The following is a 22,198-nucleotide window of genomic DNA, read 5'->3' as shown; positions in this document are numbered from 1 at the left end:
TGATCGTCTCAAAAACAACTATTTCTTGGGTGAAATCATCGCCATGGCGGTTCTAACGTCCGCGACTGTTAACTGGCCTGGTGCTGAAGCATCACTGACTGACGCAAACGTTAAGGTGGAGCCAAATAACGGACCGGAGATTCGGCTAACTTTACCCAACTCTCCCATTGACATGGTGATTAAGGGAATTTCAAGCTCATGAGTGGCTTTTTCCGTTGCATTTAACAAATCTAAAACATCCTGGGCGCTCTGAGGCATTACAGCAATCTTACCGATATCAGCGTTTCTCTCCTGCATCCGTTTCAATCTGGAAACGATTTCGGCTTCAGTGGGCGTCGCTTGGAAGTCATGTTGGCTTAAAATAACGGGAATTTGTTGCTGATGAGCCAGTTGAATTAAAAAGTTACCAGTTGCTTTATTGCGATTTAATTCAATATCCAGCATATCCGTTAGTTTATTTTCCAGGAGCCATCGATAAATCGAAAAATAGTCCGAGTCAGCTAGCTTAGCAACGCCACCTTCGTGTTGGGTTCTAAATGTTGTCAAAAGAACAGTTTCACCCAGTAAGGATCGCAGATGATTAACTGTGGCTAAGTAGGCTTTTTGGTTCGACACCTGTTGATAATAATCGATTCGCCACTCAATGACGTCGGGATGATAAGTGAGTGCTTGGAGTGCCTGAGCAAAAATTTCGGTGGCAGTTGTGCCGGTAATTGGAACGGCGATGTTTGTGTGACCAGCTTTAAAAATGGTCGTTTTGACTTTTAGCATAGTCTCTCCTTAGAATCCGCGGTAGTCATTTCTGCCAAAATATTGGAGGTTTGCCAGTAACGGTTTTTCGTTTAATTGTTCCAAAGTAACAAAGTTGTAGCCCCGTTTCTTTAATGATCGGATAATTTGAGGAACGGCTGCCACGGACGTCGCGTGAATATCATGCATTAAAATAATCGAGCCATTGGTTGTAGTTGAAAGGACGTGATGGACAGTTTTAGCCGTATTAAGGTAGGCCCAATCTCTGGAATCAACGGACCAACGAACAATCGGGCGATCATACAAATGGCCAATCCTGGCGTTAACGTCGCCGTATGGTGGTCGAATATAAGTCGGTATCGTCCCAGTTGCTTTGTAAATAGCAGCATCAGTTAATGAAATTTGTCGAAGAGCCTTTGGGCTGGTGAGACTGGTTAACTGTGGATGGCTCCATGAGTGATTGCCAATCTGGTTGCCGTATTTAAGGACTAATCGGCTGATGGATGGATACCGCATGACACTGGTACCGACTTCAAAGAAAGTGGCTGGAACGTGGTACTTCTTGAGCGTTTTTAATAATCTGGGGGTCAAAGTTGGGTCTGGCCCGTCATCAAATGTTAAAGAAACGACCTTCCTTGGTGAAGTGGGCTTGGTAAAATCATACTTGGTCGGCATGTAGCGGTTTAAAAGAATGCCGGTTAATTTGCTGAGTGGAATAGCGACATTTTTAACACCGTAAGCGTTCTTAGTAAGATGAATCGTTAAGTGTTCATTATCCAGGGTAAAGTTTTTTGCACTTAAGTGTCTTGGCAGTGGTAAATAAACCAGTTTTTGGACCTGTTTACCCGTTAAATGGTGGGTTTCGGCTAAAGTTGAACGGGTCAATTGGCGAATGGTTCCCAAACGGTTTTCGTTTTGGTTTGTGATATCACCATAGGTTAAATGCTCAGCTGAGTGAGTAGTTGTAGGCGTTGTTTTGGCTAAAGTCGGTGTTGCCGATTGTGTAGCCATTAATCCTAGAGTAAAACCAAATAGCGTGATCATACCAACTTTTATGAATAAATGTTTTCGAATCATTACTAATGCCCCCAGTGCATAACTGACTGAATCCCGTTTTTAATAATCAATTTATTTTTACATGCCGTTTAAGAGATGTCAACGATAGTGGCAACTAATAAAAATAAAATAATACTGGCAGTAAAAGTAGAATGGCCGGTGCGATTAGAAGTCGATGAGAGAATTATTAGGGTTGACGGAATTTCCCTAATATGGTTTAATGATATCAATCTAATGAGAAGGATTGATATCAATGACAAAGCAAATCTCTCAAGTTAACAACTTTTATTTTGGCTATGCCTACTTTATGTAGTGTCCGCAGTGATGCGGGCGCAATTCACGCGTTCGCGTCTAAGTGGTGCAGAGTCAATGCTTTGTTATTGGCCGCTAGACGCAAAAGTCTGGCTGGGTCAATTACCAATTCTTTACGAGTTTAGTAAACCGGCTGGATATCATTCTAGCCGGTTTTTTCATTTAAAAAAGATGAGGTGGGATAAGTGTTGATAAAAACGGATCCAGCATGGGACAGCTCCAAGAAATTAACTGCTGCCAGAAAACAAATTAATCAGCTTGATGAAGCGATCGTTTCGTTACTAGCCAAACGCTTTGAAACAGCAGCCAAGATTGGCAAAATTAAAGAGAAACAGGGGTTGCCGGTTTTTGACCCCACTCGTGAAGAAGGGGTTTTAGAAAGAGTGACGGCGCTTGATGCTAATCAGCAGACACGCCAGTATATCTGGAACATTTATCGGACCATTATGGAAAATACCAGAGATTTTGAACGTGATTCACAAGAAAATAGAACCGATAGGAGGAAATAACGTGCTGAACTATTTAACTGCAGGAGAATCACATGGCCCCCAACTAACTGGGATTATTGAAGGAATTCCTTCAGGGTTACATTTAGACGTCGAGAAGATTAACCAACAACTTAAAAAACGTCAGGGAGGTTATGGTCGGGGCAACCGCCAAAAAATTGAACATGACCAAGTAGCCATTGTCGGGGGTGTTCGCCATAGCATCACGTTAGGGTCGCCGATTGCATTGGTTGTTAATAATCGGGATCACGCACACTGGAATGAAATTATGGATCCAGTCACTCAAGAGACTCCTGAAAATACATTAAGAAAGGTTGAACGGCCCCGACCTGGTCACGCCGATTTGGTTGGTGGGATGAAATATCGGCATCGTGATTTAAGAAATGTGCTCGAACGCTCCTCAGCAAGAGAAACAGCCATACGAGTGGCCATTGGGGCGGTTTGCAAACAACTTTTAGCTCAAGTCGACATTCAATTGGTCGGATACGTTGAACAGGTTGGCCCAATCTCAACTGATAGCCAACCTGAATTGAATGTTTCCAAGATCGAAACGGCCATTGAGAAAAATGATTTGCGGCTGATTGATCAAACAAAAGTTGACCAGATTCATGAGTTGATTGATCGAACCAGAAAAGCCGGGGATACATTGGGCGGGATTATTCGGGTTGTTGCAACCAATGTCCCAGCCGGACTGGGCAGCTACATCAGCTGGGATACTAAGCTGGATGCAAAGTTAGCGGCAGCTGTGATGGGCGTCAATGCGATGAAGGGCGTTGAAATTGGGGACGGCTTTAAAGCTGCCACCAGTTACGGTAGTCAAGTCATGGATGAAATTGACTGGCATCAGGAAGCCGGCTTCTTTAGGAATACGGATCACTTGGGTGGTTTTGAAGGTGGTATGACCAATGGGATGCCAATTATTGTAAAAGCGGCAATGAAACCAATCCCAACGTTATATAAGCCATTGCAAAGTGTTGATATTAAGACGAAAGTTGTCAAGAAGGCGAACGTTGAGCGTTCAGATACCACGGCGATTGTGCCGGCTTCAATTGTGATTGAAAGTGTGATTGCCATTGAATTGGCTAAAGCAGTGCTTGACAAATTTGACGGTGATAATGTGAGCCGGCTTCAAGAACAGGTAAGAGCCTACCGAGAAGAACTAAAAGATTTTTAGGAGGTCGATCATTATATGCAATTAGCAGCTAGGCCGGTAGCCGGTTTACACGGTGAACTAACGGTTCCCGGTGACAAAAGTATTTCTCATCGCGGTATTATCCTCGGGGCAATTAGCGAAGGAGACACGGTTCTTCACCACTTTTTGACAGCGGCAGATTGTCTATCGACGTTGACGGCCTTTCAGCAGCTCGGGGTGCCGATCGAACGGGACGGCACAACGGTTATGATTCATGGTGTTGGGCTTCATGGCCTAAAATATCCCGGCAAACCATTAGACATGGGCAACTCAGGCACAACGACCCGACTCATCATGGGGTTGTTGGCAGGGCAGCGCTTTGAAACCACCCTTTTTGGAGATGCCTCCTTGTCCAATCGACCCATGAGGCGGGTCAGTGAACCGTTAGCCAAAATGGGCGCTGACATTTGTGTGACGGAGGGCCATTTACCGGCAAGAATTCGGGGACACCATCTTCACGCGGTTAATTATCAATTACAAGTTGCCAGTGCCCAAGTTAAAAGTGCCTTAATTTTGGCCGCTATTCAAGCAGACCAACCGTCAACCCTGATTGAGAAATTACCGACTCGAAACCATACAGAGAAAATGTTAAACGCTTTTGGCGCCGATATTCAAACAGAATCGGATAAGCTGACCATTCACGTTGCCCCCCAACCCGCATTAAAAGGCGTTGAGTTAACAGTGCCGGGTGACATGTCTTCAGCCGCCTTTTTTCTGGTAGCGGCAACCTTGGTTCCTCACTCAAAAGTGACGTTGAAAAATGTCGGAATCAATGAAACTCGGACCGGTTTGTTAAAAATCCTAAAAAGGATGGGTGGCAATGTCGTTGAACGCCATCGACAGGATCGAGGCGAACCCACAGCTGATCTGGTTGTGACCAGTGCGGCTTTAAAACCGATTGAAATCGGTGAAGCTGATATCCCAGCGGTGATTGATGAACTACCATTAGTGGCTTTATTGGCTGCCAAAGCAAACGGTATTAGTAGGATAACCGGTGCGGGTGAGTTGCGGGTGAAAGAGACTGATCGGATTGCTGCAGTAGTTCGAGAATTTTCCAAGCTTGGGATTGCTATTCGGGAACTACCGGATGGGTTTATGATTGATGGCCGCCAGCCTTGGCAGGTGAATAAGCCAAAGCTGGATAGTCACGGTGATCATCGAATCGGGATGACATTAGCGATTGCATCACTATTAGTTGATGAGCCACTTCAATTAGATGGCGCAGAGAGCGTTAATATTTCGTATCCGGAATTTTTTGATGATTTAGCCAGTGTGACAAGCGTTGAAATCGATTCTTAATTGAGGTGAAAAAATATGGCCACAGTCTTAATTAGTGGCCTGGGATTAATTGGGAGCTCAATTGCTCGGATGATTAAACAGGATCATCGGGAACTAACCATTATTGGCAGTGACCCGGATGATGAAACTGCTCAGTTTTTGCTTAATCATCAACTGATTGATCGCAGACAGACGTTTTCGGAGGCTGCCCCGCTTGCTGACTTTATTATTTTGGCAGGGCCGGTCTCCGTGATTCTTGAACAAATTAACGTGTTGGCGACCTTGTCATTGAAGTCGGATGTTTTGGTGACTGACGTTGGCAGCACCAAGGAAACCATTATGAAAACCGCAAACCAACTAATTCAAAATGATATTAACTTCATTGGTGGCCATCCAATGGCGGGTTCCGATCGATCGGGCAGTCGATTCGGATCTTCTGAATTATTTAATAACGCGACTTATTTTATTGTTGGTCAAACAAAGAACAATCGCAAACTTGCACAGTTTCAGCAACTATTAAGTAAAGCAGCGATCCATTGGCAACCGATTTCTTCTTCTTCACACGATCAATTGGTCTGTGAACTGAGTCATTTGCCACACGTTATTGCGACCACGTTGGTTAATACGGCTGTTGATGATTTAGAAGGAGAACCACTTGGCTTGCGGGCGGCTGCTGGTGGTTTTAAAGATACGACCAGAATTGCAGCTGCTGATCCAACCATGTGGACAGCCATTATGATGAATAATACTGATCGAATCAATCAGTCTTTAACACAGTTTCAGCAGCATTTGGCGCAGTTCCAAAAAGCACTGACAGCACACGATGAGTCGACGATTAAACAATTTTTGAAACGGGCTCGGACAAGTCGGAAATCAGTGGATGAAAGGAAATGAGGGTATGATGAGAGCAATTTTGGTTGGGTTTATGGGCAGCGGCAAAACCACTGTTGGCCGACTACTCGCAAATCAAATTCAAGTTCCTTATCACGATTTAGATGATGTCGTGATTAATCGGGCGGGTAAATCTATTCAGCAGATCTTCGATGATGAAGGTGAAGCGATGTTTCGAATGTTGGAACACGACGCGTTAATGAATTCACTCGGGGATGCTGGTATTTTAGGGACAGGGGGCGGTACGCCAATTCAACCTGCTAACTTTGAATTATTATGTCAGACAACGGTTCCGGTTATTCTGCTGGATGTTTTGCCGGAAACGATCTTAACACAGTTAAAAAACGATCATGATCGGCCACTGGCTAAGAAATTGGGGCTGGAGGGGTTAGTTGAATTAAAACGTCAACGGGATGATCGTTATCGTCAGGTTAGTGATATCCGAATTGCAACGGATCATTTAACACCTGAACAGGTCGTGAATGAAATCAGGCAGGCCTTATCAGTTTTGAATTAGTTGGTTACAAGCAGAAACGAGGGTGAAAATGATTAACGGACACACTAAATTGTATGGCTTATTGGCCCATCCAGCCGCCCACAGCCTTTCGCCATTAATTCACAATACAAGTTTTGAGGTAACCGGAATTAATGGCGTTTACTTAGCCTTTGACGTCATACCTGACAATTTAAAGCCAAGCATTGAGGCAATGCGCGCCATGAATATCGGCGGGGTGAACCTGTCAATGCCCTTAAAAACGGAAGTGTTACCGCTTCTTGATGAGGTGACGCCTCGTGCGACTCGGCTAAGGGCAGTTAATACCATTACTAACCATGCCGGCCGCTTGATTGGCGATACTACGGATGGGCAGGGGTTTATCGATGCGTTGGAATCTGCGGGCATTACTGTCAAAAATCAAAAAATAACCATTTTGGGTGCCGGTGGCGCAGGTCGATCAATCATCGCTGCGGCCATTGAGGCAGGGGCGGCAAAGATCACAGTTTTTAAACGAGAAAATGCCACTTTTATGTCACGAAAAAAATTATTGGAAAGTTGGTCGACCGTTATTACAGTGATACCGTACGGCGATGATCATGCAATGGCAAAATCGGTGGCTGATAGTCAAATCATCGTCAATGCCACCAATCTTGGCATGGGTGAAAACCAGCTCTTACCAATAAGCCAGACGGTGTTAACTCAATTAACTCCTCAACACGTGGTAGTCGATGCGATTTATTTTCCACTTGAAACGCCACTGGTAGCAGCAGCGAAGAAGCGCGGTTGTCGGACGTTTAATGGAGTCGGGATGCTGGTTCATCAAGCTGCCGGCTCCTTTAGGCAATGGACCGGACAAAAAATGCCGGTTGAGACAGTCATGGCCAAGGTAAAGCGGGCGGTAGCCAAACGGATTCAGGATCAATCTGGGTGAACAAGTTGCTTACCTGGTAGTCCGACTGTTGCTTTGGATGATTTGGTGGTATGATTTGAACGATTCGTTAAATAACGATGATTAAAAATGATGACATTAGGGGTGCTGCTGGCTGAGACGCATATCATTTGCGAACCCTTTGAACCTGATCTGGTTAAACCCAGCGGAGGGAAACTGCCGATGAAGCTTGTCTTTTCTTTTTTCGACAAAGTGGGTTGCCACACGTTTCATTTCCGGTAGCAGTCTCATTGTTGTTGAATGACTGGAGGAGTTTTTATTGAATCGATCGGCGACCTATAAAATGATTTTAACAGCGTTGTTATCCGCCTTGGGAGTGGTCGGCGGCAGTTTGTTTGAGTTTACCATCGGGGTTGCAAAAGTCGCACCAATGCAACATTTAATTAATTTGATTTCCGGCGTGTTAGTTGGTCCTTGGTGGGCAGTGACACAAGCCTTTATGACTTCACTTATTCGAAATATTTTAGGAACCGGGACGGTCTTAGCCTTTCCCGGCAGTATGATCGGGGCTTTTTGTGTCGGCTGGTTATTCCAAAAAACAAAAAGCCTGCTGATGGCGGCTTTGGGTGAATTAATCGGCACCGGAATCCTTGGCGCGATTGTAGCCTATCCGGTTGCCAAATGGCTAATGGGCACAAATGGCGCACTTTGGCTATTTGTCCCAAGTTTCTTTTTGAGTGCGCTGGTTGGGGTCGTTGCCGGCTATGTCATTTTGTTAAGCATGTGGCGGCAATTGATTGCGCCACAGTTAAGGAAAATAAATCGATCATGATTAAATAAAAAAATGGCCCAACGCTTGTTGATTAGCGCTGAGTCATTTTTGGTTAGTGTTCGGCTACCGCTTCCGGATGTTTCTTTTCGAAACGGTATTCAAAATAGAAGTAAGCCGTGATTAGTAGGTAGCAAACAGCCGGCACGATGAAGGATAGTTGCATTGAACCGCTGAAATCGGAAACCAATCCTTGAATGGCAGGAATGATGGCGCCACCAATTAACGACATGACAATAATGGCACCAGCCGTTTCGGTGTATTTTTTCTCCGTAACGGCATCGAGTGTATGCGTGTAGATGGTTGGCCATTCCGGGCCAAAGAAGAAACTGGTCATGATAGCTGCGTAAACAGCGGTCATATTTGGCACGGTAAAGGTGATGACCAATGAGAGAGTTCCCAGCAGTGAATAAGTGGTAAGCACACCGGTAATCGAAAACCTGCTCATAAAGATGTTTGCGATTAATTTACCAACGAACCAAGCAATGTAGCTGTAGATCATGAAAGTCGAAGCAGCACTATCGCTGATTTTATCGTTTAAGTTCAAGGCTAACCGGATAGTAAATGACCAAACGGTGGTTTGAAGACCAGCATAAATAAATTGAGTGAGGACGCCTTTTTTAAAGCGGGCATTGCCCCAGAGATACTTAATTGTTTCAACTAAACTTGGCTTTTCTTCTTGCGCTTCCATGCCTTCTTCGACTGGTTCAGAAGTTGCCTTTGCCCGCGGCATTGGTGAAAGTGCGAAGACAATCAGCATGATGACCAAAACAGCTAAGATATATTTGTAGGGGCGTAAGGTCAACTGAAGCATTTGTTCGCCGTAAGCGATTCGTTCAGTCCCGTGCATGGCACTCATCTTTTCAGCAAGGTTGCCCACGCTGCCGAAAATCAGGTATTTACCAAGTAAGATACCGGCGATATCGCCTAATGGCACTAAAGTTTGTGAAAAGTTAAGTCGCATAGTTGAATATTTCTTAGGCCCCAGCATCGAACTGTAAGTATCGCATGACGTTTCCAAGAAACTAAGGCCAATCGCAATCGCAAAAATTGCGACTAGAAACATCGAATAAGTAGCCACTCTTGAAGCAGGGAAGAAGAGCGCACATCCTAGAATGTAAAAGATCAGCCCAGTCATAATGGCAAATTTATAACTTTGTTTTTTAATAATTAACGAGGCCGGGATAGCAATTAAAAAGTATCCACCATAAAAAGCACTTTGGACAAAGGCAGTTGCGGCATCATTGAGCATAAAGACTGTTTTGAACTGGGTGATTAAAATATCGTTCAAACTGGCGGCTGCTCCCCAAAGTGGAAAGATCATTGAAACCAATAAGAATTGAAAAACGGGTGTTTTGCTGAGGTACCCATCCGAGAGTTGGGTCCAGCGATGGGTCTTTTTTGCTGTTGTGAGTTCCATAATTATCCTCCTGAAATCAAGTGAAAAAACGTTTTATTTTTAAAAAATTAAAAAGTGACGCCGGATTCTAAAATGATGTTTGAGAATGGGGTCATTTCGCCGGTTCGAACAAAGGCGTGGGTTTTGGCTAAATCCTGTTTTAGTTGACGATGGGGGACGTATTCAATTGCCACGTCCGGTAAGAGTGATTTAATGGCAGCCAGTTGGTCAGGGTTTTGCGTTTTGATTTCTTCAGCCAAGTAAATCTTTTGAACAGCTAATTCACTTAAAATATTCTTTAAAACCTGCTGGAAGCTGGGAAGATTCTTGGATAGCGCCAAGTCGATTTTTTTAGTGCCTATGGGAACCGGCATGCCGGCATCACCAATGCTCAGCCAATCCATGTGGCCCATATTGGCAATCAGGCTTGATAATTCAGAATTAATAACGGTTGTTTTTTTCATTTTTAATAAATTCTCCTTTAAAGCTTTAACGATTTAATAAAAGGTTTTACTTAAATTTTATAGTTGTAGCTTACCATTTTTTGCAAAGGCTTTCAAGAAAAACTTTGCTAAATTAAAAAAATCCCAACAACTTTTTTACAAGATGTTGGGCAACGGCGGCGCTAAGTTAATTTTGAGTCGGATTAAAAGTTTCTCGATAATTAATTTTTCCGGGAATAATGTTTCTGACAGTCCAACTGGGTTTAAGGTTGATTAAAGCCTGGGCATGTAAAATAGCCTGAAAACCAAGTTCGGTTTTTGGAAGCCAAATACTGGAGAGGGAAGGGGTTAAGAAGGAAGCAAACTCCAAATCATCAAAGCTCATCAAGGCCAGATCTTTTCCTGGCGTCAGGTGATGTTTATTAAGTGCCCGCATGACACCGATGGCAAACGGATCCGACCAGATTAAGATAGCAGAAAGTTGGTGACCATACTCCGAAATTAAGGCTTCGGTAGCCTTCATCGCAGCTTCGGTATCGGGTTCAATTTCTTTATACGCAACCGGTTTTTGATGAAGAGCCGTCCATTGATGATAAGCTTTAGAACGCGCGTCAGGAATTTTTTTGACCAGTTGACCGGCTAAATCGACTTGTCGTCTGCTACAGCCAATGAAGGCGATTGTTCCAGTTGTATGGGCATTCAATTGATCTAAGGCATTGACGGTCAGTTCTGACAAATTTGTGTCAATGATATCTACCGTGCCATGGTAATTGCCACCACCATCGACAATAATCAAGTTTGAATTGACTTGCTTGATCTGTTTGACGGCATCTTCGGTAAGTGTGCCAACGGTAATGACCGCATCAGCGTTGGCCAAGTCTTGTAAATTAAGACCGTCTTCGAGGCGAATCATAGTTTTAAGGTTAATAGTTAATTTTTCAGCAGCTTCATACATACCGCGACGAATGAACCGCCAATATTCATCCCGAGTCTCTTCTTCCAACGTCATGGTTGTCAGAAGAGCAATTGTTGCTGTTCGAGTGGCATTTTTGATTTGGCTCTCATAATCATAGCCGAGGTGTTTCGCCACGCTTTGGATCTTTTCCCGAGTAGCCTTAGCCACGTATTGACTCTTATCAGGGCTAAGTGCTCTAGAAACGGTGCCGGCAGAAACTCCGGCAGCTTTTGATATATCTTTAATTGTTGTCATATTAATCACGTCTCCCTTATTTAAGAATGATAGTTTGCTCAGAACTAAACTAAATTTTTAGTAAAAATATTTTATTATTTATTTGAATTAATAATCTTAGCAACTTTTGATTGGTCAAAATTCGTCGGATGCAAGAGATGCTCGATAAAGGCTTAAGATAAAGCTTTTCACGTTAACTATTGTATAATAAATGAATGAAACAAAACTAAATTTTATGCAACTTTATTAAATAAGTTTGCGAGGTGACTAAATTCTTTAATAATAATAGTTGACATTTATACTGTAAACGTTTACATTCAAATTAGCAATTATTTTATTAAATTCGTTTTAACTGGAGGTACAATTTATGGCAAGTAATACAAGTGAATCCACAGGTCGTAAGATTGTGTCGCGGTTGTCATATTCGTTTGGTGCGTTTGGCCACGACATGTTCTATGCGACTCTGTCCACTTATTTTATGATTTTCATTACTTCTCACTTGTTTGATAAGAGCAGCAGTGCCAGCAATGACCGAATGATCTTTGTGATTACGCTGATCATCGGCTGCTTGCGAGTGGTTGAATTGCTGATTGATCCGTTAATCGGTAATGCAATTGATAATACTAATACCAAATGGGGCCACTTTAAACCTTGGATTCTGGCTGGTGGAACGATTGGTTCAATTGCGATCACAATTCTTTTTAGCAATATGTTTGGGTTAAACACGTCTAATCCCATTCTTTATTTAATTTTCTTTGCTATTTTATATATCACGATGGATATTTTTTATTCATTTAAAGATGTCGGTTTTTGGTCAATGATTCCGGCAATTTCATTTGATTCAGCTGAACGTGAAAAGACGGCTACCTATGCCCGGGTTGGCTCCAACATCGGTCAAAATATTGTTGGGGTTATCGTCATGCCATTGGTTGTCTTCTTCTCAATCAATGCCAACCACGGTCAAGGGGATCTGAGAGGCTGGTTCTTGTTTGCGGCGACGATTGCGTTTATCTCATGGTTCTCAGCGGTCATTGTGTCAATTGGGACAAAAGAAAACGATTCATTGCTTCGAAAGAACACTGAGAAGACTCGTCTGCGGGATGTCTTTAGAGTCTTAGGACGTAACGATCAGCTGATGTGGTTATCATTAACCTATGGACTGTATACGGCGGGAATTCAAATTACGAACGCTTCCGAACTCTATTATTTTACTTACATCATGGGGAAACCAGGTCAATACTCTTGGCTAATGTCACTCAATATGGCTGCCGGAATCGTTGCAGTTTTGCTATTTCCGCCACTTGCCCAAAAGTTTAGTCGGCGAAATGTCTTCTTCTACTGCATTGGATTAATGCTTTTGGCAATGCTAATCTTTGCGTTTGCCGGTTCGTCATTGATTCTTGTCTTAATTGCGGCGGTTCTCTTCTATGTTCCACAACCACTTGTCTTTCTGGTTGTTTTGATGATTATTAGTGATTCAGTTGAGTATGGCCAGTTGAAATTTGGTCACCGTGATGAATCACTGACCTTGGCGGTTCGACCACTGTTGGATAAATTAGGTGGGGCCGTTTCAAACTGGGTTGTTGGACCAGCTGCTGTTCTTGCAGGGATGACCGCAGGTGCCACGGCAGGCAATATCACAACCCAAGGCAACATTATATTCAAGCTCTTTATGTTTGGTGTGCCAGCCATCTTAATGATTTTGGGAAGCTTTATCTTCTTTAAGAAAGTTACGTTGGATGAAAAAGAGCATGCTAAAATTGTTGATGAACTTGAAAAAACTTGGAACGAGCACTTGGAAACCAATGGTGAAGAGTCCATGCAGGAAATTGAAAAGAAAGTTGCTGCAACGACGACTTCGTATAAAGCACCGATTAGCGGAACCCTAGTACCACTCACAAGTGTTTCCGATGAGAACTTTGCTTCAGGAAACATGGGGAAAGGATTTGCGATTAAACCAACTGATGGTAAAGTCTTCGCGCCATTTGACGGGACTGTTGAGGCAACCTTCCCAACCCGTCACGCAATTGGTTTACGTTCTGATGACGGCATTTTGACACTGATTCACATCGGAATTGGCACTGTTAAAATGCAAGGTACCGGCTTCGTTCAGTACGTTGACAAGGGACAGCACGTCAAACAGGGACAGGAATTAATCGAATTCTGGCAACCTGCGATTAAGAAAGCCGGGTTTGACGATACCGTGATGGTTGTTGTAACAAATTACAAAGACATCAAGGACTTCAACTATATTAAAGAAGCCGGTGATATTACTCACGGTGATGAAGTGTTGAACTTGTCCAAACCGGAAACTAAGGATGATTCACAATCATAAAATGTGTTAAATTGATTATAATGTAAATTAAAAGTTTTAAATTCCCTTATGACATTGACCAAAAACTTGGCCAGTTGGTTGTAAGGGGATTTTTGTTTGTTTTTCACCAATCAATTAATCATTTTGAAATTTCAATAAAAGATGTAATATAGAAAGGTAGTCAAAAAATAGAAAGAGGGGGATGCTGTGTCAAAACGAGATGTTTTGATCGTCACATGTGCATTACTTTTATCAAATGCAATGGGTGGACTTGATAGCACGATTATCAACACCGCATTGCCAGCCATTATTTCTGATCTTCATGGCATTGAGTTGATTGGATGGATCGTCGCAGTCTTTCTCCTTGGAACAGCGGTTAGCACACCGCTGTGGAGTAAGCTTGGCGAACATGTCGGTAATAAAAAAAGCTATCAACTCGCAGCGACTTTCTTTGTCCTTGGTTCATTGCTTCAAGGAATGTCGCCGAACATGGTTTTTCTGATTTGTGCGCGGACCTTAATGGGAATCGGTAATGGCGGGATGATTTCGTTGCCGTACATCATCTACGCTCGGATGTACACTAACCCGCGTAAACGGATGCAGGTCCTAGGGTTTGTTTCGGCCAGTTACAGTATGGCAACCATCATTGGCCCATTAGTTGGTGGCTATATTGTTGATACGTTCAGTTGGCACTGGGTCTTTTACTTAAATGTGCCAATCGGTTTGATTTCAATCTTCTTTGTTCAGGTTTATGATCGGATGGCAGAACGCAAACCGAAAACCAATTCAGTCGATTATGCCGGAGCTTCTTTAATGACTGTTGGGCTGGTGTTGCTACTGACGGGCATTGAATTAATTGGGACAGTTAACTGGATCATCGTTGCTGTTTTAATTGGTGCAGCTGCTGTTACGTTGACAGTCATGTTTCAAATCGAAAACCGAGTCGAAGATCCGATTATTCCTAATCGATTGTTTAAAAATCGCCCATTGATGATTGACTTTGTATTATTTACTTTGATTTGGGGCGCTTTTATTGGGTTCTTAATTTACAGTCCAATGTGGGCTCAGGGCCTACTCGGGACAAGTGCTTTAATTGGTGGTGCAACTCAAATTCCGGGCTCAATTACGGACTTCTTAGGATCCGGTACGGTTGCACCAATGAGACGGTTTTTAACGCCTCAGCGAGTTGTGGCAGTTGGTATTATAACGTTAATCATTGCCTTTGCACTTCTGGTCTTTGCCGGGATTAAAACGCCTTATTGGATTTTATTGATTGCCGGTGCCTTTGAAGGCTTCGGTAATGGCGCTTGTTTCAATGAGTTACAAATTAAGGTCCAACAGGATGCCGATACGCAGGACGTTCCGATTGCCACGTCTTTTAGCTTTCTAATTCGAATGTTGAGTCAGACGTTTACCGCGTCGATTTTTGGTATTATTTTAAATCACGCTTTAAGCAATGGGGTTCTGCGATCAGGTGGCCGAATTACGATGCAAATGATGAACAAATTAAGTGATGCTACTAATATCAGTTCGCTACCTCACAACTTAATTCCACAAATGCGGGTTATTCTATTTAACGGCCTACATAATATCATGATTCTATCTTTGGGCCTGATGTTGGTCTCGTTGGCCATCAATCTTTGGGCACAAAAGTTGGAGCGCGAGAAGTATCAGCTAAAACACGCTGGTGCTGCGCAAACAACCAGTAATTAAAATAAAAGAGCGGCATTCGCAAACCTTTAACAATTGGTTTGCGAATGCCGCTCTTTCCTTAAATCCAGAAACTATTTCGTTGAGGCCTTTAAAGACTGATCTTTAAAGGTAGATAGTGAAACGTTGGCGGTCGCTAAACCGTCATTGCTTCCGGGTTCAGCCTTAAAGCTAACTTTATCGCCTTCAGCAATAAATTCGTAAATTGGCTTGAAGCCCTTAGCGGAAGTATCTAGTTGATAGACCTGTGAACTATTCTTCAAGATAAACATTAGCTTATTGTCGTTGGTTCTCACAATTCGGTTAATTGTTCCGGAAATAGTTTTACCACTTGGCTGAGCAACGGTGACACCGGTTTTGGCTTCCAGTCGTTGATTAAACAAGGCCAAGGTGCTTTGGGCATCGTCACCAACCGCATAAGTGCCGCTTTGGTTGTTACCGTCAGCAAGGAGGTAAACAAATTTCATAAAGGAGTTATTATCACGATCAAGCATTGAAACAACCCATGTTGGATCACCGTTGATCCGATAAAGTAACGGTAGCGTCCCTCGATAGTTCTGAGGGTTAATATCCTGTTGAGCATATGAAATTGCCCGCTCAGGAGTCATAACGTTCCCGTGCTCCCTGTAGTAGTGGAGGGTATTGGTGCGTGCATCAACGAAGGCATAGCCCAAAATCGAACTTTGATGAGCGTTGACACTGGTCATTCCGGTGAAGTAGTAAACTCGACCTTTGTAAGCATATGGTGTCAAGTGATCGCCACCTTCAGTGCCGGCTTTGGTTGGCTGCATGACACCACTATGACCACCAAAGCTGGTAGCGTTCCAAAAGCCGTGACGGTAACGGCCAAACAGGTTAACTTCTTGAGAAACCAATTCGGGTGAAACCGCAATGTCAACAAACTTCGGGACATTATTAGGCGAGTAAACCTTTACCTTACCGGTAATTGTATTCAAAACGGCCACTTTATAGTGCTTATAGTCATAATTCCGGTTTAAATAAGAAATTGGCTTTGCTAATGTTCGAACATAGTAAGGCGTTCCTTTATCATCGATTTCCAACTGAGAAGTCGATCCAACCATTGAATAACCCAAACTGTGGGCACTAATTCGACGATCAGCGTCGCTGTTGAAATAAGCGCTCGGCGTGTATTTCATTGGTCGGCTGACAAACTTTGGATCTGCGTTTTTATCAGTCGCATCAGTTCTAAAGTAACCTGGTACTTTCAAATAGTGAATGTATCGCCAAAAGCCACCGGAAAATTCGACTGGTGCGACGTAAACCATCTTTTTGCGGTATATTTGGACTCGCATGTGGTTTAAATCATAAACGTTTGAATTTTTAAAACTGTTTAGCGAGTTGTTCATATCGGTTTGTACAGTTTGCGGTGCATTGACCACTGGGGTTTCCGAACTGTTCTTAATGACCGGCATTGGCGCATCTTTTGTATCATTGTTAATATCGGTTTTGATAGATTGAACGGCTGGTCGTGGATTCATCTTGGTGACTAACTGAGTGATGCTTCCAAGAATAATGAAAACGACTACCGCCATCACAACACCAACCGCTAATTTTCCAAGCCAACCGAATGCACCGGTAAAGCGTGAAATGGTTTGGCTGATGATGCCGTCATCTTGATCTGAACGTGCTGGTGGGTTGCCACCATAAAAGACAAACCGTCTTAAAACGGCGACAACGATTAATCCGCCGATTAACCACATCAGCCAACCGTCGATTAGGGACGGATAAGCCAAGTCCGGCAAGTTAAAGTAAGTATTAATGTAGCTAATGATAAAAAGAATTAGTATGGCGACAGTTGACCAGACCCGTCCACGACGGCTGGCAATCACCATCAACCAGATATATGGAATAATTAACCCTGAAATTTCAACCAGGGTAATAAGTGCAAAATAACCCAGCATGTGCTTAGCTCCCTTCAAAAGCAAACGATTTCCTGTCTTTATTTGAATAAATGACAGTCTAACCCAGGCAATTCTTAAACCATTGGGCTGACTAATTTTTATGTTGATTCCCTCATAGAAAGTATACCATAGGTCGAACTAAGTTGTTTTTGTGAAAACGGTGGGTAACAAAAAGAAAATTATGAGAGAATCAAGGGTGAAAATTGCCTGGCTTCGTTTTCAAACTCAACATTTAATCTAGAAAGTTAACGCTGTAGAAAGTAAGTTGAGCAATCTCGTTGTTAATATGTAAAAACTAAAATCTTATTAGAATAGGATTTTAAAAGCCACAAGGTTCAAGAAATCGTTTACTTGTGAAAATACATTAAAGAGTATTGACATCATCATGTAAACGTGGTTATATTAAGGCAATTTCATTTTTATCATTTAACTTTCATTAAATTTTAAATAAATAAGAAAACGAGGTTTTGCCTATGGATGTTTCTGCTAATAAGCCGGCAGCCAAATTGTCGGTTAAGGATTACGTATACTTAGTTTCAGCTGGCGTTTCTAACGCTGTTTTGGTCATGTTGGGAATTGGGTTACTGACTCAGTCGATTGCCAATTTCGTCCATTGGCCACAATTACATCAAGTCGGGGCAATTGCCCAATGGTTATTGGCACCGGCATTTGGCGCTGCTGTTGCATCACAATTAAAGACAAATACTCTGGTATTATTCAGTTCAATGATTTCGGCAACTGTTGGGGCTAACGCTGTTTACTTTATCGCAAATGGCGTTCACGCTGCCACCGCAACCGGGAATCAAATGTTTCAAGCTGCCCAAGCCGGGGTCTTCACGACCGGTCAGCCGATTAGTGCTGTGGCAGCAGGATTAGTTGCCGCTTTAGTTGGTAAATACTTAACTGGAAAGACGCCCTTGGATATGATGTTGGTACCACTTGCGGCAACATTGATCGGGTCGATTGTTGGTTTGGGGCTCGCAAGTGTGACCACACCAGCCTTAAACTGGCTGAGTGCGTTCATTGCTGAATCGATGAAAGTTAATCCACTGCTTGGTTCAATGTGTGTCTCGTTAGCCTGGTCAATTTTCTTGATGACGCCGGCATCTTCGGCGGCACTGGCAGTTGCGGTTATGTTGGATCCACTATCTTCAGGTGCTGCGTTAATTGGCACCACCGCTCAATTTGTTGGGTTTACGGTAATTTCATGGCGGCAAAATGACTTGGGTGCCAATATTGCACAAGGGGTGATCACACCTAAAGTGCAGTTCCCGAATCTCTTAGCAAATCCAAGATTAGCATTACCATCGATGATTGCGGCAGTGGTTGCTGCACCAATTGCGACTCTGTTTTTTGGCTTTAAAGTACCGTTCACATTAGGCGGGTTAGGCTTGAATTCACTGATTGCACCGATTACGTTGGCCTCAACCAGTATGCCAATGCTGGTGGCCTACCTGTTAATGGGCATTGTTGTTCCAGCAATTATCTCAATTGTGGTTTATCGAGTATTGCTCGGTTTGAAATGGGTTAAGAACGAACAATTGCACTTGGAGATTGTTTAGTTGCGTCGCTAAGATCAAAATTAAAAAGCTGGCAAAATTCTGTAGAAAAGGATTTTGCCAGCTTTTTAATTTTCTCGATTTCGAGAACGCAATCGCAATCGATCAAATTAAGGTTTGCACTATTTAGAAATCAAAACAGTTTCATTTTATCGAAATTGTGTGGTGACAGTGGCCATTATCGAACTTTAAAAAGCGTTAATTAAAAAATATGTAAACCACTTGTAAACAAGAATGTACTAAAAAACAGTCTTTTCCTTTGGTAAAGTAAAGTGGTCAACTAGGTTAAATATCCAAAAATTGAATTGTCGGATTTAGGAAAGAAGGAATTCAATGCAAAGCAGATGGTTTGTTAGTCGAATCGTTTCGCCTTTAAGTTATCCAAACTGGTTCTATAAAATGACATTTGTATGGTGGTTAAGCCTGCCAACCTATCTTTTAGCTTATTTGCTAAAGCACCATCAACTTTTGAGTAACATAATCATTCTCATTTGTGGTCTGATTGATGTTATTTACGCCGCGGTTTTCATTTTTCAAACAACGGTCATTATTAGACGTGGCAAAAGGTCTGGTAAGCTCACCAAAAATGATTTCCCGGAGAGTAATCGTTGGGGTGCCAATAGATTAAAATTCAGCGATTATCCCAGGTGGTTTAACATTGTGGTTTATCTAGCGGACTTAACTATTCTAGCTTATATGATTGCCTTCTTTGCGGATGATCTTCTTCACTATCTTTTATTAGCCATCTGCACGATTGCATTTGCGATTTTCTTCTTAGCATTCATGATTGAAACGATTATTTTGAATAGGCGAAAGAAGAAACCCATCAAGTAGGCATTAGTCTATTAGCCGGATATTTGCAGAAAAAAACTAAATTTAGTTGAAGGGACGCTTTCATATCAACTTTTTTAAAAAATTCACTAAGAAAGACAATGAATTATCATTTCGTGACTGGTTGATCGCCTCAACAATTATCAACGTTGGGCTTTGCTTAGCTATTATTGGAATTAGCAATTGCTTTCGCGGAAAGATCACAATTAATCTTGGCTTTCTGGCAGGATTTTTCTCGTTTATGATTTGCTATGATCTATATGTTAAAACTGATCGACTGGTTTGGCTCCTGACAGGTGCGAGTTGTTTTGGCTGGGCACTCAGTTTTGTACAATGAAACATTTCAGAGAATAACTTCCGAAATGTTTGCAGTAAGTGCTTATTTAACGGTTCCGTTAATTGAACGAATTTCATCAATAATTTTAAGCAGATTATCTGCTGCTTTTTTGTATTCCGGTAACTGATCACCAAACTGTTCGTTAAAACCAGCTAGGCCGCCTGCTGCAAAATCATACTCATAATCGTAGACTTTTTCATAAGCGGCTGCAAAGCGAGCTAAAAGGTCATGTTGCCCACCATCCAGTTGAAGCGACATTTCAACTACTCGAAAGTCGGTATATCCCATTTCAAACTGGACAGCCCAAGCCCGCATAAAATCATGTTGAGCTTCAATATGTGCATAGTGGTGTTGTGTGTTCCAGGTTAATCGATCTAAGGATTTCTTAACGTCTAACATAATCACAATTCCTCCCTTTAAAACATAACTTCCTCTAAATTTCGGCAATATCATGAGTTGCTAATTCGCTTCCAGCAACCCGGTTTCACCCTCATTGAACACTTTTTGGTAACGATTCGCAATTAAAGTGCCTTATTTTTCATTAGAGTTATCTGTTCAATTATTGGAAGACGAAGAAGTCGTTCAATTTTAGATATTAAAGATAACAAAATCGAAAAATCACTGATTATTAGTAAATAAACTAGTGAAAATTTACTAGTAAAAATATTGTGTTGTATTTCACAACCAAAGAGCATATAATCTTTGGAGATGATAAAGTTAACTAATTCACAAAAATGGAGGAGACAACATGTCAGAAAAAGTAGCGTTGGTAACCGGTGCAGGGCAGGGAATTGGCGAAGGGATTGCCCGTCAGTTGGCAAATGATGGCTTTTCAGTTGCCCTATCAGGCCGACATTTGGATAAGGTTCAACGGGTGGCAGATGATATCGAAAAAAATGGTGGCCGGGCTTTTGCAATCGAAGCAGACGTTCAGTATCGCGATCAGGTTTTCGATTCAGTTAAACAAACAGTTGATCATTTTGACCATTTGGATGCTTTTGTTAATAATGCCGGAATTGCGCATGTTGCTCAAGTCTGCAACACCCAAGAAGCTGATTTGGATAAGTTGCTTGATATTAACGTTAAAGGCACCTTCTTTGGCATTCAAGCTGCTGCCGCCCAGTTCCGCAAGCAGGGAACACCGGGAAAGATTATCAACGCTTCTTCAATTGCCGGTCATGAAGGGTTTGAATTATTAGGCGCTTATTCGGCAACCAAGTTTGCAATTCGTGGTTTAACCCAAGCAGCTGCCAAAGAATTAGCTCGCTATCAAATTACGGTAAATGCTTACTGCCCAGGAATTGTGTTGACACCAATGTGGGATCAAATCGATGAGGAAATGGGTCAGGTAAACCACGTTGCTAAAGGGGAATCTTTGAAGCAATATCTATCAGGAATTGCGCTTGGACGTGGTGAAGAACCACAGGATGTGGCTAGCCTTGTGTCATTTTTAGCAAGCGAAAAAGCTAATTATATCACTGGCCAGGCAATTATGGTCGATGGTGGTATTAAATATGTTTAAAAAGTAGTCATTCAATGATAATTTCACTATTTTCTGAACCGGTGCCCTTAACTGAGTGCCGGTTTTTTGATACTGTGTTTGATCAGTGAATTGCCGTATAATGGGGTCGTTAGAACGTTTAGTACCAACTACTGGAAGGAGACGGCTGGATGATGGCAGAATTAAATCCGATTATTAAAGAAGCAACTGTGCAGTTTAAGACTGGCACACTTTCCTTGCCCCAAATCGAAGCCATTTTCGATGCGTTACCATTTGAGATTGATTTTATTGATACAAGTGATCGTTTTACCTGGTTTTCCAATCAACATAAGCGAGTTCATCCACGAACAACATCACAGTTACAGGAAACGATTCGTGAGCTACATCCGGGAAAAGCAGCGGATCAAGCTGAGGCAGTGATTACAGCTTTTAAAAAGGGCGAAAAAGAACATGTCAAAATTCCTCTAAAAGTTAATGATCAAATGATTGATATTAATTATTACGCAGTTCGTGATTCAAACGGCCACTATCTTGGAACCATGGAATGCACAATGGCTATCAACCATTTAAAAAAATTGATTGATTCTGGAGTTTGGAATCAAGACGCTTCAACGGGCGCCTCAAGTCATCAATCTGGTGACACAACTAAATCAGGAAAGGCAGCAAACTCGAAATCATCACCCAAGAACGATGCAACTACCGGACCTTCCAGACTAAGTATGAAAGATGATCGGTGGATCCCGTAAATTTCGTGATTATTGAGACTAAAAAGAGATCTAAAGCAATTTTTAAGC

At 42.4% G+C, this 22,198-nt stretch carries 20 protein-coding genes and 1 riboswitch; of the genes, 13 read left to right on the top strand and 7 right to left on the bottom strand.

Annotated features, from left to right (window positions below; all coding sequences use genetic code 11):
• Positions 1 to 18: 18 nt before the first annotated feature.
• Both aroD and ED605_RS09990 read right to left on the bottom strand, forming a co-directional pair.
• Positions 19 to 771 (bottom strand): type I 3-dehydroquinate dehydratase, encoded by a 753-nt coding sequence (gene aroD, locus ED605_RS09995; RefSeq protein WP_121978757.1) that lies wholly within the window; start codon positions 769 to 771, stop codon positions 19 to 21.
• Between the two features lie 9 nt (positions 772 to 780).
• Positions 781 to 1,827, bottom strand: a complete 1,047-nt coding sequence (locus tag ED605_RS09990; protein WP_121978756.1) for a polysaccharide deacetylase family protein — start codon at positions 1,825 to 1,827, stop codon at positions 781 to 783.
• A 476-nt stretch (positions 1,828 to 2,303) separates the two neighbouring features.
• Between ED605_RS09990 and ED605_RS09985 the strand changes: the two genes are divergently transcribed.
• From ED605_RS09985 to thiW, 7 genes are all read left to right on the top strand, one after another.
• On the top strand, positions 2,304 to 2,627 hold the full coding sequence (locus ED605_RS09985) for a chorismate mutase (RefSeq protein ID WP_121978755.1): 324 nt from the start codon (positions 2,304 to 2,306) through the stop codon (positions 2,625 to 2,627).
• A gap of 1 nt (position 2,628) precedes the next feature.
• Positions 2,629 to 3,798, top strand: a complete 1,170-nt coding sequence (gene aroC / locus ED605_RS09980; RefSeq protein ID WP_121978754.1) for a chorismate synthase — start codon at positions 2,629 to 2,631, stop codon at positions 3,796 to 3,798.
• 15 nt (positions 3,799 to 3,813) lie between these two features.
• A complete protein-coding gene (gene aroA, locus ED605_RS09975) occupies positions 3,814 to 5,115 on the top strand; it encodes a 3-phosphoshikimate 1-carboxyvinyltransferase (protein WP_121978753.1) in 1,302 nt (433 codons plus the stop codon).
• A 15-nt stretch (positions 5,116 to 5,130) separates the two neighbouring features.
• Entirely contained in the window at positions 5,131 to 5,988 is an 858-nt protein-coding gene (locus tag ED605_RS09970) for a prephenate dehydrogenase (protein WP_121978752.1), read from the top strand.
• A 7-nt stretch (positions 5,989 to 5,995) separates the two neighbouring features.
• Positions 5,996 to 6,502, top strand: coding sequence for a shikimate kinase (locus tag ED605_RS09965; RefSeq protein ID WP_121978781.1), 507 nt, complete (start codon positions 5,996 to 5,998; stop codon positions 6,500 to 6,502).
• A gap of 28 nt (positions 6,503 to 6,530) precedes the next feature.
• The gene (gene aroE / locus ED605_RS09960) at positions 6,531 to 7,412 is read left to right on the top strand and encodes a shikimate dehydrogenase (protein ID WP_121978751.1); all 882 of its coding nucleotides are present in this window, start codon (positions 6,531 to 6,533) and stop codon (positions 7,410 to 7,412) included.
• Positions 7,413 to 7,500: 88 nt separating this feature from the next.
• Positions 7,501 to 7,602, top strand: a riboswitch (TPP riboswitch).
• Positions 7,603 to 7,689: 87 nt separating this feature from the next.
• Positions 7,690 to 8,202 (top strand): energy coupling factor transporter S component ThiW, encoded by a 513-nt coding sequence (thiW, locus tag ED605_RS09955; RefSeq protein WP_121978750.1) that lies wholly within the window; start codon positions 7,690 to 7,692, stop codon positions 8,200 to 8,202.
• A 52-nt stretch (positions 8,203 to 8,254) separates the two neighbouring features.
• Here thiW and fucP read toward each other — a convergent pair whose 3' ends face one another.
• From fucP to ED605_RS09940, 3 genes are all read right to left on the bottom strand, one after another.
• Positions 8,255 to 9,619 (bottom strand): L-fucose:H+ symporter permease, encoded by a 1,365-nt coding sequence (fucP, locus tag ED605_RS09950; RefSeq protein ID WP_121978749.1) that lies wholly within the window; start codon positions 9,617 to 9,619, stop codon positions 8,255 to 8,257.
• Between the two features lie 47 nt (positions 9,620 to 9,666).
• Entirely contained in the window at positions 9,667 to 10,062 is a 396-nt protein-coding gene (gene rbsD / locus ED605_RS09945; protein WP_121978748.1) for a D-ribose pyranase, read from the bottom strand.
• Positions 10,063 to 10,228: 166 nt separating this feature from the next.
• Positions 10,229 to 11,251, bottom strand: a complete 1,023-nt coding sequence (locus ED605_RS09940; protein ID WP_121978747.1) for a substrate-binding domain-containing protein — start codon at positions 11,249 to 11,251, stop codon at positions 10,229 to 10,231.
• A gap of 346 nt (positions 11,252 to 11,597) precedes the next feature.
• Here ED605_RS09940 and ED605_RS09935 point away from each other — a divergent pair, with 346 nt between their 5' ends.
• Positions 11,598 to 13,565 (top strand): sugar MFS transporter, encoded by a 1,968-nt coding sequence (locus ED605_RS09935; protein WP_121978746.1) that lies wholly within the window; start codon positions 11,598 to 11,600, stop codon positions 13,563 to 13,565.
• Positions 13,566 to 13,805: 240 nt separating this feature from the next.
• Positions 13,806 to 15,257: an MFS transporter gene (locus ED605_RS09930; protein ID WP_121978780.1), complete on the top strand. Its 1,452-nt coding sequence runs from the start codon at positions 13,806 to 13,808 to the stop codon at positions 15,255 to 15,257.
• A 71-nt stretch (positions 15,258 to 15,328) separates the two neighbouring features.
• Here the strand turns inward: ED605_RS09930 and ED605_RS09925 are convergent, their stop codons facing one another.
• Positions 15,329 to 17,176 carry a hypothetical protein gene (locus ED605_RS09925; RefSeq protein WP_121978745.1) on the bottom strand — a complete coding sequence of 616 codons (1,848 nt, stop codon included), beginning with the start codon at positions 17,174 to 17,176 and terminating at the stop codon, positions 15,329 to 15,331.
• A 473-nt stretch (positions 17,177 to 17,649) separates the two neighbouring features.
• On the opposite strand from ED605_RS09925, the gene ED605_RS09920 reads away from it, so the two are divergent.
• Both ED605_RS09920 and ED605_RS09915 read left to right on the top strand, forming a co-directional pair.
• Positions 17,650 to 18,738, top strand: coding sequence for a PTS sugar transporter subunit IIC (locus ED605_RS09920; protein ID WP_121978744.1), 1,089 nt, complete (start codon positions 17,650 to 17,652; stop codon positions 18,736 to 18,738).
• Positions 18,739 to 19,068: 330 nt separating this feature from the next.
• Entirely contained in the window at positions 19,069 to 19,569 is a 501-nt protein-coding gene (locus tag ED605_RS09915) for a hypothetical protein (protein WP_121978743.1), read from the top strand.
• 376 nt (positions 19,570 to 19,945) lie between these two features.
• Here ED605_RS09915 and ED605_RS09905 read toward each other — a convergent pair whose 3' ends face one another.
• On the bottom strand, positions 19,946 to 20,302 hold the full coding sequence (locus ED605_RS09905; protein ID WP_121978741.1) for a hypothetical protein: 357 nt from the start codon (positions 20,300 to 20,302) through the stop codon (positions 19,946 to 19,948).
• A 349-nt stretch (positions 20,303 to 20,651) separates the two neighbouring features.
• Between ED605_RS09905 and ED605_RS09900 the strand changes: the two genes are divergently transcribed.
• Both ED605_RS09900 and ED605_RS09895 read left to right on the top strand, forming a co-directional pair.
• Complete coding sequence (locus tag ED605_RS09900; RefSeq protein ID WP_121978740.1) at positions 20,652 to 21,425, top strand: acetoin reductase; 774 nt, start codon at positions 20,652 to 20,654, stop codon at positions 21,423 to 21,425.
• A gap of 149 nt (positions 21,426 to 21,574) precedes the next feature.
• On the top strand, positions 21,575 to 22,150 hold the full coding sequence (locus ED605_RS09895) for a PAS domain-containing protein (RefSeq protein ID WP_225419105.1): 576 nt from the start codon (positions 21,575 to 21,577) through the stop codon (positions 22,148 to 22,150).
• Positions 22,151 to 22,198: the final 48 nt, after the last annotated feature.

The organism is Lentilactobacillus raoultii (assembly GCF_900411375.1).
In the GTDB taxonomy this organism is placed as follows: domain Bacteria; phylum Bacillota; class Bacilli; order Lactobacillales; family Lactobacillaceae; genus Lentilactobacillus; species Lentilactobacillus raoultii.
Note: the sequence above shows the minus strand (reverse complement) of the source record. Positions and strands in the feature narration are given on the sequence as shown.